The following is a 14,327-nucleotide window of genomic DNA, read 5'->3' as shown; positions in this document are numbered from 1 at the left end:
GATCCAGCACCTACGTGCAAGTATTAGCGCGAGGGAGCTGGATCATCTAAGATTAAAGCGAAAGCCAATTGGGCTCTGGCGCCGACTACAGCACCTGTAAGATGGCCTCGGCCGATGAAACATCCAGACCACCGCCTGGCTCGACTGCCAAGTGAGTAACCTTACCGTCCTCAATCACCATAGCGAATCGCTTGGATCTTAGACCCATTCCAAATGGAGAGGCGTCCATCTCGAGTCCGAGGGACTTGGTAAAGTCTCCGTTGCCGTCGGCTATTAGCACCACGTGATCTTCCACGTTTTGAGCCTTTGCCCATGCAGACATTACGAAGGAGTCGTTTACTGATAGGCAAGCGATCAGTCCTACGCCCTTTGCCTTGAGTTCTTCGGAGCGAAGTACAAACCCTGGGAGATGATAGTCTGAGCATGTGGGCGTAAAGGCGCCCGGGACTCCAAATAGAACGACCTTTCCTTTTCCAAGCAGATCTATTGAGGAACGCTCTTCGGTCTCACCGTTTGTGACGACGGTAAGCTTCATTTCCGGTAAACTGCTACCAACCTCTAAGGCCACGCACTTCTCCTTTACATGTAGTATTGCTAACGTAGTTCCAAACTGTAGTGCACCTGACTAAATTCCGAGGTGACCAAATTTAGCTACTGAGGTGCCGCACGGGAAATAGACACTAACTGAGCCAGCCTACGATGTTGGTCGAGATGATGTAAGCTAGGGAGCAAAAGGGCGGTTTACTCTCGAGTTTAGGATCGGAACTGTGCATCGGGTGATCGACTGGAAAAAAAGGTTGTAGAGGTCGAATGGGAACTTTTCTATTGGTCAAAAGCTGCTCTATCGTTGGGTTCGGGATGAAAGAAGACGCCTCGAAGAGGCGCCTGTCGAAGGTGCAGAACCGCTCACCCCAGCCGAGCGTCAGGAGCTGTCAAGCTGTCCTCAGATAACGAGTTCCTTGGAAAAGCGGGGGCATACTTAGAAGCTAAGCCACTAAGCACGAGAGATTCGCACTAATAAAAGCGTAAGTGTGCCCACTGTGAGATCACACCCATGACACAACTATTGCACGCCTGCTGCGCTGGGTAATGTCGCTGGCTCTTGCATTGCAAGCACCCATCTGTAGCCAAACAGCACAGGAGGGATCTCGCCGTCATGATTTTGACACTCCCTAGCGCTAGAACCGCACCCATGGAGCATGGCAAATCATTGCGGACCTCTCCGGCATGGATGAATCTGTGAGTCACAATACCATAGCTTCATAGATGAGAGAGCTTGGCGTAAATGGCGGGCCTCTCCGGCGCCTCACGGGACCACGACGCTCCATGATCTGGGTGCTAGCTACCCGCCGGGTGAAGTTCAGCGTAACTTTGACCAGAAAAGACTGAATGCGGTGTTGACGTCGGACATCACCTACTTAGAGATTGGATCACGCTTCGCCCATCGCAGTACTATCCGCAAGGAAGATTTGGGCAGAGTCCTTGGCGTCTCTGTTGCTAGCACATAAAAACTGAGATCGTCACAGAGGCGCTTGGACAAGCAATTGGGCTACACAACGGAGCAATCTCAGGTAGGTCTTAGTACTGACAGGGTGCTCGATTCGCCGATCGCAAGGTCACAGCTCCGTGTGAGGCAGCTGGCATGCAGCGGTTTAAGGGGCGAACTGGCTCTTGTTATGGTCATGGGACCGCAGGGTCCCTCTGGTCCATCTACAAACACGAGTACCTCTACCGACACCCTTGGAGATCCTCGATGATCTTTGGCGCTAACTCTCGAGCTACGTTGACTTCTACAACACCGATACTTGGAGATAGGGAACATCTCTTCGGTCAACTATGAGCTGTCGTTATCAGTAGCCGTTCAGGCAGCCCAGGCAATATGTCTGCTCTCCCTCGGGCAATTCATACGTCTTATTTCGAACTTGGGATATTTGTTGTGGCTATCCTTCGGCATCTTTATCTATTTAGTGTGCAATTTTGACAATCGACCTCCTCGGGACGAGGTCGTGGGTCTTTACACTTCAAAACTCACTCCAATGCGTGTTTGTCTTTGACCGGTTTTGGGGCTAAGAGAGGCCTGAATATGGTTGATCTATTGGCCAGACCCTACGAGGCAGGGGAGCCTGTCCTTGGCTCTGTCGCCAGTGGTTATAGCTCTCAAGCCACTCATCGTGATACTTTGTCATGGTATCTTGATAGTCCCTGATGTCGACTGTTGTCATCTCCGGAAATCTGTCCAAGATTGCAAGGAGAACCGAAAGAGTAACCTTTGCATCTACTAGAGAGTTATGGAGATTATCGTTCGTGTGCACGTCGTATGTGTGGGCTAATTCGCTTAAGCGGCGTTTTCCCTTGCTGTACCGATCCAGATGTCTGTCTATTACCAAGACGTCGAGGGTCGGAGCGTTATACCCAAGGTCTAAGAGTCCAGACCCGAGGTGTCGCTTGCATGCTCTATCCACCAGCGTTAGATCGAAACTCACATTCATTCCTAAGACTATCCACTGCATCTTTGATGCATTTATCAGCGCCTCCCGAAGCTGGGTCAGAGCGCTCTTTAGAGGAATTCCGAAAGACTGGGCGATCTCGTCGCTAATTCGATGAATTGCCGTTGTCTCTTTTGGGATGGGTCTACCAGGATCGACGATCTGGTGAGCCTCGTAGACAACTTGTCCGAAGGCGTATTGAACTAGGGAGTACGAGACTGGCAGATCGTCTTCCACGTTCACGCCGGTCGTCTCAAGATCGAATACTAAGATCACCTTATCCCGGCTCCACAGGCTGGAGGTCGACTGTGATGTTGACATGTCATAACTTTACACTCCGGGAATTACAACTTTGTAAGGTCTTGCGCTGGCGAGATCGTCTATTTTCGCCACTGGGATGGGTTTAGCGATAATCAGTCGATATTTTGTGGACTGTTGAACTGATACAAAGTATCCAGCGTCTTTAATTATGGAGTTAGGCGGATTCGTCGTAATTCGACTATCACGAAGCTGTAAGCCCAAGGAGGTACGTATGAAAAGGTTCAAAGCTATGGTTGCGTTGTCATCGGTCTCCCTGTTGGCAGCTGCCTGTGGAAGCTCTGCGGCGCCGTCCACTACTGTGGCCGCTACTCCGAAACTCTCGGTCACAAACTCATCGAAATACGGGTCCATTGTGGTGGCTCCAAACGGTATGGTTCTGTACGCGTTTACTGCAGATTCGCCTACAAAGTCAAACTGCACTGGGTCCTGTGCTGCAGTCTGGGGTCCGTTTATAGCGTCTAAGGTAACTGTTGGCTCGGGGTTGAATTCCTCTCTTGTAACCTATATCAAGAGGGGTTCAGGGAGAGAGCAAGTGGCCTATAACGGTCATCCGCTCTACTACTTCGCAGACGACACAACCGCCGGTGTGGCGAGCGGAGAGGGCATCAAGTCCTTTGGTGGTTCCTGGTATGTCGTGTCGTCCTCAGGGTCTCCAGTGACTTCCGTTGCCGCAAGCACAGCCACCACTGCCTCTAGCAGCTACGGTGGTTACTAACTAGTCTGTGTGGTGCACCCTCAGAACCTCCTCAACGATATCCTCATAGTTCTATAGGGGTGGTCGCGTGCCGATTCGTCTAGAAGTACTGTAAGGTGACAATAATTTTCGCATAGGGATTCAACTCAATCCTTGCTGACTAACTCGTAACCCGGTTCTGAAGGTTGGAGCGGAAACTTCAGTCTCGCAAAGGGAAGGCAAAACTGTGTTAGTCTCCGCATCAAGTCGTAGAGAGAGCTTTACTCTTTTTGCCACAGCGGTTCGCTAGCAATTGGTACTTTGTGTGTTATTGTTAAGTCTCAAGTTGTCCAAAGAAATGGTCGAAGAATAGTAAACTTTGGCCGCTATTTGAATTTGAGACTCTTTGTATGTTTGAGCTAAACGACAGTCCTCAGCTTTACCTGTGTGATCTCGGTCAGGGGTGTGGGTGCGTGCAGTTGACGCGATGGCCTTGCAATGGTTGGCACCGGTAGTGCGACTCAATTCAGGAGTTCCTCAGAAAAAGGATAAAAATGGCGCCTCCCAGTCCACTTTCCATCTTCGATCTATGGTGTCTAGGTTGGTAAGGTAGTGGGTAAACTACTGTTCAGGTTGAGGTTCAGTGGCTCTATTTGCGCCTTCAGGTTGGCTCTTTTGATCTCTGAGGTTGTCCTCTTATTAGTTGCCCTAATCTATCCGGGACAGGTAATCGAAGACTTAGCTTTTGGGCTACTTATCCTCTTTTACGTTGTGGCAATCGCTTGGGGAGTTAGACGCTACAGTCCTAAGGTGAAGTGGCCGTTTCAGGTGCTCGTAGCGTCCGGTTTAGTATTTGCGGCAGAGATGTACTTGCGAGCGATGTGGAGAGTAGGTATCTATCTTCGGATAGACAAACATTCAGTTCTAGTAAATCTTTTTGCCACCATAGGGTATGTTCTGTTGCTGGTTGCTGTTGGCCGGTTTGGGAAGAGCGACTCCTCTAAGGATGGAGGTAGTTTAGATCTTGTCCTCGATGGAACGATGGCGGCACTAAGTGTCCTAGCGGTTGTGTGGCTATTTCTAGTGAACCCAACCCTTACCGGTAGAGATATTGGTATCGAGAACGAGTTGTTCTTTGCTCTTTACCCCATGCTCTCTATTTTGCTGGTGGTTATATTTGTACGGGTCGTTCTCTCTGAACGCAGAGTCCGAGGGCGCGCATATTGGTTCTTACTATTTGCGATGATATCGATTTTTGCTGGTGATATCCTTACCCTCGTGGTGGCCGTCTATGACTTACCTATTTCCCTCATAGAGTCTTTTTTGCCGTACGTAGTTGCTACGATACTTGCTTCCATCGGCGTTACCGATCCATCGATGGTGTTATTGGTCGATCCGAAGTATCTGGAGAACAAACCCAAGTCCTACAGAAGTTCTCAGATTGCTCTCATATCGATAGCTCTGGTGTTGCCTGCGGTACTTGCCTGGGGAGATGGTAGTAGCGGATTTGCGGATCACGTCGCATGGTTCTTGATCGACCTTTCGCTTGTGTTTGTGGCGGTAGTGCGATTTCGAAGGGCTATGACCTTTGCCAAGGCTACCGAAGAGAGGTTGCGAAGGATCGCCAATGAAGATGAGCTGACAAAGCTGCCAAATAGAAGAAGGCTGTTAGAGACGCTCGACGCTTCGTTGGTTCAGTTGAGGCAGGGAGAGTATCTAACGGTTGCCTTTGTTGACATAGACCAGTTCAAGATGGTGAACGACAGCTACGGCCATAGCGTTGGTGATAAGTTGCTGTGTCTGCTAGGTCGACGTCTTTCAGAGCACCTCAAATCTGTTGGTGAGGTTGGGAGACTAAGCGGTGACGAGTTTGTAGTGGTCTTTAGACCAGAGCGTAGCCTGCAGGTAATTGAGGCGAGAGCAAGGTCACTTCAGATGGCCTTAGGGGATCCTGTCGACTTAGATGGAACTTTGGTGTACGTAAGCGCAAGCATCGGCCTTTCGATCGTTGATTCCAAGACCGATATGTCGCCTGAACAGATTCTTCAAGGTGCAGACACCGCCATGTATGAAGCCAAAAGTAGAGGACGTAACTCGGCTGTTTTGTTTGAGCCTTCTATGCATACCACCATGAGTCGAAAACTCGCGCTTAGAAATGAGTTAGCAAAGGCGGTATCTGCGAGCGATCTCTCCCTGGTTTATCAGCCGATCGTCTCGCTTGAACAGAAAGAAGTCGTAGGCGTGGAGGCTCTTTCCAGGTGGCAAAGTCTTAGTTTTGGACAGGTATCTCCCGGCGAGTTCATCCCGGTTGCAGAAGAGATGGGACTGATAGGGGACCTGGGAAGATGGGCTATCAAAGAATCACTAAGACAAAGAGGACTCTGGAATCAAAGGGGGCTGGTGTCTGAAGACTTTTACATATCCGTTAACCTTTCCGCTCTGCAACTAGTTGGTCAGGAGGTCGTGGTTTACCTGCAGGAAGCGATGGATACGAATAACCTACGCGGCCTAGGCGTTACGGTTGAGGTTACGGAGTCTTCGGTTATGAAAAACTACGAACAAAGTAAGTGCACGCTTCGTAGCATTCGAAACCTGGGCATAGCTGTGGCTGTCGATGACTTCGGCACAGCCTACTCTTCGCTGGCCTATCTGAAAGATATGTCGTTTGACATCTTGAAGATCGATAAGAGCTTTGTAGATGCTCTAGGAGATGATCGAAGCGGAACCGGAAACTCGATAGTTGCAGCTATTATTGCCATGGCTAAGGCCCTAGGGGTGAAGGTAATTGCGGAAGGGGTCGAACGTCGCTCTCAGCTTGAAAGCCTCTATGAACTTGGATGCGACTTGGTTCAAGGGTTTTACTTCTCAGAGCCGCTTAGAGCAGCCGACTTTGAAGCAACGGTCTCAGCGATCGAGGAGCGATTAAGGTTTTTGCAACGCAGGCCTGCAAGAATTGATAGGTCTGGTCCCTAGCGAAGTCCACAAGATCTGTTTGCTATTCGTTTTGGGTCGTGCCACGAGAGCAATCTACGGTTCTACGGTGCGAGTAGCGCCGTGGTAAGACTCGTGGGTCTGTGTAGTTTGGTCTTCGAGGCCGATATCGATTACGTGTCTGTTGCGAGCTGCAAGGTCCTTATGAAGCAACCGTACTTCTTCCAGGTCGACGTGTTGAATTGCATCTCCGATATCTTTGGTCGTAAAGAGCATCTTGGCGATGTCAGGCTTTTGCATCTCCAGCCGGGCTTTTACCGCAGAGAACTCACAGTAGACCGGAAGAGAAGAAGACGACCCCATGTAAGGAAGGGCTGATAGGGTATCTAGCGGCTTGAAAGGCTCGTGATACTGCCACTTTGAGGTCCTGTATGCAACCTCATCCAATATGGCTATCACAACATCGACTCCGCAGTGCATCGCCGAGGTCATTATGGTGTTGTAGATGGCTAAAGATACGATCCCAGCTCGCCCCGGTCCTTTGTAGGTTCGATCTACGGCAAGTGTGGCGACATCCCAGTAGTTCTCGTCTTTCAGGAAGCGTCCTCCTAGGGCTATATCCGTACCCCTAAGACCCCATAGACTCTCGATATCGTCGGTGGTCTTTGTCTGTAGGTTTGTGACGGCGTTTGGAATGATGATACGCGCCATTGCGGCGGCACGACTATCGGCGTGATCGTAGACGAACAAGAAGAAACTTCTGGCTTCGTAAGGTGAGTACTCGCGATCAAGATCATTCTTCGTATTGCCGAAGGTCTCAAGAAATACCTTTGCCTCCAAAGCCCTCGGAATATGTGCAAGCTCAGCGTCTCTGCCGCATGTATAGGCAACGAACCTCGGTACTCGATCTTTACGTGAGTCGTCGATGTCTCTTAGTGTTGAAGGCAACTGCACTCCAGGGTGAATGTCAAATTTGTAACTTACTAAAAGATAGTCTGAAAAAGACTCTTTAGGTCAAAGACTCTCCCCTTGGAAGTCAAAGTTGCGGACCAAGACGCGCTTCTATGTCAGCGGTCTAGTGTTTGCCGCACGAAAGCTCACCTAACTTCCCCTTTATCCGTATAGTGTATAGGTTGTGAACGATAGATCTGATGTCCCTACTGCTGCGGTAAGGACCGTAAAGCTACGCAAGGTTTATGGAAACAACGTAGCAGTCGATGATCTCGACCTTACTGTAAATGGCGGCGAGATATTTGGTCTTTTGGGACCAAATGGCGCTGGTAAGACGACGACAGGCGGAATGATAACGACGAGGGTGTTGCCAACCTCGGGACAAGCCTTTGTTGGCGATGTTGATGTTGTGGCGCATCCTGCGGAGGCTAAGGCAAAAATAGGAGTGGTACCGCAGTCCAACACCTTGGACAGGGCGTTAAGTGTTGCGCAAAATCTTTACTTTCACGGCCGCTACTTCGGGATGTCAAAGAGGGTGGCAAAAGAGAAGACCGACGAGCTGCTGACGCGTTTTCGACTCGAGGATCGAGCTAAGTTGTCGGTGTCCGCGTTGTCTGGGGGGATGGCCCAGAGGCTTATGGTAGCGAGGGCGATTATGCACGAGCCAACCGTTTTGGTCTTAGATGAACCCACGTCGGGACTGGATCCACAAAGCAGGCTGGCGCTCTGGGATATCTTGAGGGACCTAAATGGTGCTGGACAGACCGTTCTCCTTACCACCCATTATATGGAGGAGGCAGACGAGTTATGCGACCGCATCGCCATCATGGATCATGGGAAGATACTAGCACTAGGGTCGGCGTCGGAGCTAAAAGCCAAGGCGGGCGGAGCTTCGACACTTTTGGTCAAGGTATCGGGTGATCCAGGCGAACTTATTCAGAAGTTGGAGAACGCAATAGGGGTAGACGAAAGGGTGAAGATCGTTATGTCTGAGTCGGGGGTAAAGATCATTGGGAAAGATGTGGCGCAGTTGATCTCAAAGGTGGTTTCATCTGCTGAAGGGCTGGGTCTGAAAGTCTACGATCTCTCTTTGGTGCAGCCATCGCTTGAGACGGTGTTCATTAATCTGACGGGAAGAGAGCTAAGAGACTGATGGCCAAGACGATAGATGAAAGCATCAAAGCTCAGGGAGGCTCCGTAGGACGTATGAGTTACGTTAGAGTAATTTTTGCTCTTTTAGCTAGAGATCTTGCGGTTCTTCGTAAGACCGCCGCATTTTTTGTGATAAGAGTGGTAATGCAACCCCTTTTGTTCGTATTCGTCTTTACTTATGTATTTCCCAAGATAGGTCAGGGCGTTGGTGGTGGTGGTAGCAAAGAGGCTGAGTTCTCGACGCTCCTAGTCGCTGGAGTTGTTGGTATTTCAATCATCTTCCAAGCGATACAGGCCGTTGCGCTACCGCTTGTACAGGAGTTCGGATACACAAAGGAGATCGAAGACCGAGCATTGGCCCCGATGCCGACTTGGGGTTTGGCGATTGAGAAGATTCTTTCTGGAGCTGTTCAAGCGGTGTTTGCTGGTGCGGTGGTATTTCCCATCGTCCTATTTGTCCCGGCTACACCTGTTCATCTCCATATAGACTGGCCAGTTCTGATCACTCTTGTCCCGTTAGCTGCAATCGTCTCTGGTACTTTGGGGTTAACGATTGGCACTCTGATCCCTCCTAATCAGGTAGCTTTGATCTTTGCGATCATCGTGCTCCCCATTACCTTTTTAGGGGCGGTGTATTACCCATGGGCTTCCCTTACACCGATATCATGGTTAAAGGACGTTGTTCTTGTGAATCCGCTCGTCTACATAAACGAAGGCTTGCGGGCTGCCTTGACTACCGGAGTTCCGCACATGGAGATCGGATATGTGTACCTGGCTTTAATTGTATTTGCACTAGTTCTGGGCTACGTATCGATAAAGGGACTCAACCGGCGGGTGGTTGGATAGAAGAAGGCGATGCCTCTATGGACTTCGAGTTCCTGGTGCTTGTTTGGGTATTGTCTACTTTGATCTTTGCTGAAAGGGTGGACTTAGTCACTTTCGCCTGTCCTAGTGCTTTCGTCAAGGCTTTGTCTGCGCTTTGGGCGAGTTAGTCTGTTCTTGACTCAGTAGATAACGAAAGAAAGCCCTTATGAGCACTGGTAGGCGTAGCACCAAGATGGATCTCGTGTACGAGGCGTTGGTATCGGAGGGGGGTTTTGTTAGCGCGCAAGATCTCTACAGAAAGCTCAAGGACCGAGGTGAAAATATTGGTCTTGCAACCGTTTACCGAAGCCTCCAGAGTCTTAGTGAGTCGGGTTCAGTCGTAATTGCAAGGGGGGACGACTCTGAGACGATTTATAGCGCGTGTGAGGACGGTACGCACCACCATCATTTAAGGTGCAAGCGTTGCGGTGCTTCAGTGAAGATCGATAGTGAAGAGGCGGAGCGATGGACTGCGTCTGTGGCTAGGGAGTACGGATACGTAGAGGTGAGTCATACCTTTGACATCGTAGGTATATGCCCAAAGTGTCAAACCTGACCGATGGTTTGGAATAATTAAATATGATAATGGTTATCAATATCAAAACTAAGAAACCATGGAGGTCGAGGTGCCGGGAGCTATCAATCTCTTCAATCCGACAAGGGGATCTGTGACCCTTGCACTTGTTACTGCTCTGTTGTTAGGTTTGGTACATGGCGTTACACCAGATGAACATACGTGGCCGATTACCTTTTCTTACTCCGTGGGCAGTTACTCCTCAAAAGGAGGAAGGCGTGTTGGCTTTCTGTTCTCACTAGCCTTTACGCTCCAAAGAGCTTTAGCTTCTGAGCTCGCGTACTTCGCCCTCACCAGCTTTGATTCTGCTCTAAGGTGGAACTTTGAGATCTACATCGTTGTCGGTGTTGTAATGGCTCTTTCAGGTTGGCACGTGTTGCGACGGGGTCATCCACTTCATCTCACACTTAGGGACATAAGAGCCGAGATCTCTGGGAAGCACAATCACCCCGAGTTCGTGATTCCAAAAGAACTTCCTTGGTACATGCCTTTGGTTCATGGATTTATCGCCGGATGGGGTGTAGGTGCCTTTGCGGTAATTATCTATACAGTCCTGGCGCCGGAGATGCCTAATGGCTTTGTTGGATGGGTTCCCGGAGCGCTATTTGGAGTCGGAACGATGATTATGCAGATCATTTTAGGATCGCTCTTTGGAGCATGGATGCAGAGAAGAAAGCTGGGTTCAAAGGCGAAAGAGTATCTAGCGAGAATGATGAGCGCTCGAACTTTGCTCGGAGCCGGCTTCGGCTTCGTTGTAGTCGGTATGTTGGGTGTCTTTTTCCCAGAGGTTCTTAGCTCAATTAGTTTTGTTACACCGATACACATTCACAACCTTCATAACATAGGTGTGGGATTCTTCCTCGCAGTCGTACTTCTCTTTGCTGTGGCGCTCTGGTCTTTCAAAAAGACGATAAGAGAGGTAAGGACTCTAGGTTTAGCCGTAAATGAACAAGCAAACGCAGTATCAGATGGACAGGGGCTTAAGTCCTAGTTGCGGTGGAGCTAGGTGCAACCTTCAACTTCTCCGACCTATGAAGCTTGCTGAACGAAACGGCGACATCAATAGTGATATCGATCTTCGGTGCTTGGATATGTAGTCATAGGCATAGGATGCGAGCTTGTAAGGCTTGGGATGCGATAGCAGTGCTGCGCAAAGTCTCGCAATGTGTCTATCTGAACTGAAAAGAAGCTGGACTACTGCGTCGACTCCATAGAAGGTAGCTAGGGTGCTGGCGTCAAAGAGAGCGACGTAACGCTTGGCCATCTCCGGGTCAAATACGATCCCCTCTGAGATTTGGACGCCTTGATAGGCCCTGAAATCTGTTGCGTTATCGGAAATAGAAGCCTTTACAAATCCTTGAGCGAGGAAGCACAAGGAACACTCGCCATCGAAAAGCAACACTTTCTCCATCCTCTTTGTGTCCGCTTGAACCTCAGCGTTCGTATCCAATTGGTACGAACTTGCCTTGCTGATCTCTGACGCCCTAAAGTGCTTCATCACCAAATACTGTAAAAGTTTTAGCTGATCTTTTCTTGGTTATCCTCTCGAGTGTCTCTCGTTGGATTCGAGTTGTAGTAGTGTTGTCACTTATAGAGGTGGAGTTGGCGTACTCGCCGTAGGAAGGGGTGGATTTTTGCGCCAGAGTTCGAACAGTGCAGGCGTGGTGCATAAGGCGTCAGAGCGCGAGGTGCTGATCAAGGAGTCTGTTGCTTTGAGCTTCGTGGATGACATGACTACTCTCGTCCGTCGGTTTTACGACCTACTGGATCAAAAAGATGCAAAGAATCGTTGGGGCAATTTGGAGATTACCTATGGGGACCTCTCTGAACTCAGAGATAATTTAGATAGGGTCTCAAGGTTGACTGCAAAACTTGGTGTCTTCACTGCCGACACCCCCTATTGGGTTGCTACCAAGGAGGTGGGTGACTTAGTTGAGATGCGACTCAAAGAACGTGTGCTTTCGGTGTCCAAAGATTTGGGCAACTCTGCCTCAGTCTTGACAACTGTAGAGGTTTTTGTTGATGAACCGGTGTTCCGTCAGGAGATGGAAGATGTCCTGACGGAACTTTCTGAACTTACACCACTTTCTCTTGGAGCGAGTCTGATCTTCCGAGAGCACGGAGCTTTGTTTATGACCTCAAAGCCCTTTTTCGCCTACCGGATCGATCAAATAAGTGGTGATCGTAAATTAGTCGAGGGGCAGGATTTTCTTCAGAGCTACAAAGAGTACAACCCTAAAGACGATGAAGGTACCTTAGAGACCACCTCGGGTATGGTAGGAGAGTCCAGAGCTATCATCAAGACGATGTCTCGACCCCTCAGGGTTGGCGGATATCAGATTGCCACTTTGAACGTCGTGTTCCTGCTTGAGCGAAGAATGGGAGATCGAGCCTTTGACTATCCTTCTTGGCGAGGTCGTACCAGATAACGACTTGACCTAAGTTCGCTTGTTGACTTATCTAGTCTCCCGTTGTATTACCTGGAGGTTCCCACCAAATAATCACCGATGGGTTCTCAGGAGTAGGGCTGGTTGCCATGAACTGCTCTAGTTCCTCGAATCGGTTCTCTCCAAGACCGAGCCGAGTTGCCATCGCCTCTGTTGACATGGTGGAACGGCGATAGTCAAGTGGTAGTGATTCGAATTTAGGGTCAAATCCAAGTGCGCAGGTGGCCTCGAAGATATCAGCGGCGGTCGGTTGGTTGGGTCGATCAAGATCCCAAAAGTATTTGAAGGCAGGATTCGATCGATAGAAAGGGTGCCTTAGCGTTGCCTCTAAGAGAACCAGGTCACGTGCAAGGTCGTTGAGAGCCTTTAAAAACGGTATGAGGCGTACGACGTTGTAGACGACGTTGGAACAGTTCACCACCGATGCAGGTCTAACCGTACTTGCTATATCCGGAAAGATTCCTTCCACTACTTCATAGCTTGAGCTGTCAGAGTACATCAATGCAAGATTGTCCCTGAGTGCCTTTGCCATGTGAGGAGCACCCTCGATGCAAGTGATCTTGGAGAACGGCTCTCTTATGGGAGCGAGCGATGAACCGGCGCCGGCGCCGACGTCTATGAGCGTAAGAGGCGTTGTATCTTTCTTATCTGCTGCCTTTTTAGCTAAGACTCTGTCCTTGATGATCTCAAGACGTCGGTCCGTCACTTTTTGATCCCTTGGCGAAAACGTCCCGGGGTCTAGGTGGAAGGGGGGTCTTTGAAACTTGCTGACCACATTTTGCGGAATTGCCCAGGTAAGTATCTCCTTATTCCACCTATCATCCAGTTCCTCTAGATAGGATCCGTTGGTTCTAGGTGCTTCAACATGTTCCATCTGCAACATCTTAGCCTGGATCCACCGACGCACCCCGGTTTCGGGGTGCGTCGGTGGCCCTCAGGCTGTGATTTTGTGCCGTTGAGTTAACCCGTGGTTCTGGATCGGTTCTGGCCCGAGTTGGGACGTGGTGGGTTAAGGATCTGATTTGGTGTTTCATTTGTGGGGCGCATGGAGAGTGTTTCCCGACCGCGCTTGGAGTCGGAGGAGTTCCCTAGATGGGAACTGGTTCGAGTGCCCGAAGAGTCGAGAGTGCTCTCATGAAGGCCTTAGCCCATGGCCAACGAGCCGGAGTACGCAGTGTAATCTTTCCCGATCGGTTGACGAGTCGTCCCACAAGCGAGATGAAGTGGTTGCGAAAGCTACGAGCTATGACCATGGACTCTCGAGGGGTAATGGTACCAAGGTAGCTCACCTGACGGGTGAGGTTATGGGCGATCACCGCATGGGCTAGCCATGCTCCATTGGCATGAAACTTACCAGAGGGGACGTGTTCCATAGTGGCTCCCTCTTTGAGATCTTTGATGGAGAGTTCAATTGGTGCTCGGTTACGGTGGAACTGATCCAGCTCAACAGCTGAACCTAACAGGTCAGTAACAAAGCCGAAGTAGCGCCAGTTAGGAAAGAGCTCTGCCTGGTCCCCAATGAGGCGGGTACGACGGATAATGAGACGTCTCCCCTTATAGGTGGTCTCTGCTACTTGGGCTTCACCGTTCTCGGTGTAGTCAATCGGTGTCCAGCAGTCCTTACTAATGTCCTCTACCAGCGACTTTATCCCCTTGGCATTGGCATGAACTGCCATGGTGTAGGACACTCCTAGTCGTTCTAGCTCCTTGAGTGTCGCCTCTGATTGGTACCCAGAGTCAAAGCGGATGGTGATCTTGCCCGTTGCACCGATGCGTCGACACCGAGCGATGAGCTCTTGAACAAAGCGCTTGGTTCCCCTCTTAGGTATTGGCTGAACCTTTGCGCATCCGTTGATGAAGTACCTCACCAGTGTCGGAGCGAACGGCCAAGAGTGGGTGATAGCCCAACTTCTTGGTATAGCCATAGG

General features: G+C 50.0%; 14 protein-coding genes. 7 read left to right on the top strand and 7 right to left on the bottom strand.

What is annotated here, in order from left to right:
• Positions 1-85: 85 nt before the first annotated feature.
• The 3 genes from BUA24_RS08440 to BUA24_RS12540 all read right to left on the bottom strand — a co-directional run bounded on the left by BUA24_RS08440 (position 86) and on the right by BUA24_RS12540 (position 3,227).
• Positions 86-568, bottom strand: coding sequence for a peroxiredoxin (locus BUA24_RS08440; RefSeq protein ID WP_072791307.1), 483 nt, complete (start codon positions 566-568; stop codon positions 86-88).
• A 1,498-nt stretch (positions 569-2,066) separates the two neighbouring features.
• A complete protein-coding gene (locus BUA24_RS08430; RefSeq protein WP_072791303.1) occupies positions 2,067-2,807 on the bottom strand; it encodes an exonuclease domain-containing protein in 741 nt (246 codons plus the stop codon).
• Between the two features lie 9 nt (positions 2,808-2,816).
• A complete protein-coding gene (locus BUA24_RS12540) occupies positions 2,817-3,227 on the bottom strand; it encodes a BRCT domain-containing protein (RefSeq protein ID WP_178138765.1) in 411 nt (136 codons plus the stop codon).
• On the opposite strand from BUA24_RS12540, the gene BUA24_RS13185 reads away from it, so the two are divergent.
• Together BUA24_RS13185 and BUA24_RS08420 are read left to right on the top strand one after the other, a co-directional pair.
• Positions 3,178-3,522, top strand: a complete 345-nt coding sequence (locus BUA24_RS13185; RefSeq protein ID WP_272867298.1) for a COG4315 family predicted lipoprotein — start codon at positions 3,178-3,180, stop codon at positions 3,520-3,522. The two genes, BUA24_RS12540 and BUA24_RS13185, sit on opposite strands and share 50 nt — an antisense overlap.
• A gap of 570 nt (positions 3,523-4,092) precedes the next feature.
• Entirely contained in the window at positions 4,093-6,453 is a 2,361-nt protein-coding gene (locus BUA24_RS08420) for a putative bifunctional diguanylate cyclase/phosphodiesterase (protein ID WP_143146475.1), read from the top strand.
• A gap of 54 nt (positions 6,454-6,507) precedes the next feature.
• Here BUA24_RS08420 and BUA24_RS08415 read toward each other — a convergent pair whose 3' ends face one another.
• The gene (locus BUA24_RS08415) at positions 6,508-7,359 is read right to left on the bottom strand and encodes a hypothetical protein (protein ID WP_143146474.1); all 852 of its coding nucleotides are present in this window, start codon (positions 7,357-7,359) and stop codon (positions 6,508-6,510) included.
• A 187-nt stretch (positions 7,360-7,546) separates the two neighbouring features.
• On the opposite strand from BUA24_RS08415, the gene BUA24_RS08410 reads away from it, so the two are divergent.
• The 4 genes from BUA24_RS08410 (at position 7,547) to BUA24_RS08395 (ending at position 10,943) form a co-directional block, all read left to right on the top strand.
• A complete protein-coding gene (locus BUA24_RS08410) occupies positions 7,547-8,515 on the top strand; it encodes an ABC transporter ATP-binding protein (protein WP_072791295.1) in 969 nt (322 codons plus the stop codon).
• Positions 8,515-9,360, top strand: a complete 846-nt coding sequence (locus tag BUA24_RS08405; RefSeq protein ID WP_072791293.1) for an ABC transporter permease — start codon at positions 8,515-8,517, stop codon at positions 9,358-9,360. The genes BUA24_RS08410 and BUA24_RS08405 overlap by 1 nt, the downstream gene beginning before the upstream one ends.
• 184 nt (positions 9,361-9,544) lie before the next feature.
• Positions 9,545-9,934 (top strand): Fur family transcriptional regulator, encoded by a 390-nt coding sequence (locus tag BUA24_RS08400; protein ID WP_072791291.1) that lies wholly within the window; start codon positions 9,545-9,547, stop codon positions 9,932-9,934.
• 70 nt (positions 9,935-10,004) lie between these two features.
• On the top strand, positions 10,005-10,943 hold the full coding sequence (locus BUA24_RS08395) for a hypothetical protein (protein WP_218587449.1): 939 nt from the start codon (positions 10,005-10,007) through the stop codon (positions 10,941-10,943).
• 24 nt (positions 10,944-10,967) lie between these two features.
• On the opposite strand, the gene BUA24_RS08390 is transcribed toward BUA24_RS08395, so the two are convergent.
• Positions 10,968-11,354 (bottom strand): DCC1-like thiol-disulfide oxidoreductase family protein, encoded by a 387-nt coding sequence (locus BUA24_RS08390; RefSeq protein ID WP_178138766.1) that lies wholly within the window; start codon positions 11,352-11,354, stop codon positions 10,968-10,970.
• A 157-nt stretch (positions 11,355-11,511) separates the two neighbouring features.
• Here BUA24_RS08390 and BUA24_RS08385 point away from each other — a divergent pair, with 157 nt between their 5' ends.
• Positions 11,512-12,381 carry a hypothetical protein gene (locus BUA24_RS08385; protein ID WP_143146473.1) on the top strand — a complete coding sequence of 290 codons (870 nt, stop codon included), beginning with the start codon at positions 11,512-11,514 and terminating at the stop codon, positions 12,379-12,381.
• Between the two features lie 31 nt (positions 12,382-12,412).
• Here BUA24_RS08385 and BUA24_RS08380 read toward each other — a convergent pair whose 3' ends face one another.
• A complete protein-coding gene (locus tag BUA24_RS08380) occupies positions 12,413-13,273 on the bottom strand; it encodes a class I SAM-dependent methyltransferase (protein WP_072791282.1) in 861 nt (286 codons plus the stop codon).
• Positions 13,274-13,487: 214 nt separating this feature from the next.
• A partial coding sequence (locus BUA24_RS08375; protein WP_143146472.1) for a transposase occupies positions 13,488-14,327 on the bottom strand: 840 nt, incomplete at its 5' end.

This window comes from Ferrithrix thermotolerans DSM 19514 (genome assembly GCF_900128965.1).
GTDB classification, from domain to species: Bacteria; Actinomycetota; Acidimicrobiia; order Acidimicrobiales; family Acidimicrobiaceae; genus Ferrithrix; species Ferrithrix thermotolerans.
The sequence above is the reverse complement of the archived record's forward strand: the minus strand, read 5'-3'. Positions and strand labels throughout refer to the sequence as shown.

What these genes read in the sequence shown, in the direction of transcription:
- BUA24_RS13185 (WP_272867298.1), top strand. Translation starts at nt 3,178, where the DNA reads ATGGTTCTGTACGCGTTTACTGCAGATTCGCCTACAAAGTCAAACTGC.
- BUA24_RS08400 (WP_072791291.1), top strand. Translation starts at nt 9,545, where the DNA reads ATGAGCACTGGTAGGCGTAGCACCAAGATGGATCTCGTGTACGAGGCG.
- BUA24_RS08430 (WP_072791303.1), bottom strand. Translation starts at nt 2,807, where the DNA reads ATGTCAACATCACAGTCGACCTCCAGCCTGTGGAGCCGGGATAAGGTG.
- BUA24_RS08405 (WP_072791293.1), top strand. Translation starts at nt 8,515, where the DNA reads ATGGCCAAGACGATAGATGAAAGCATCAAAGCTCAGGGAGGCTCCGTA.
- BUA24_RS08380 (WP_072791282.1), bottom strand. Translation starts at nt 13,273, where the DNA reads ATGGAACATGTTGAAGCACCTAGAACCAACGGATCCTATCTAGAGGAA.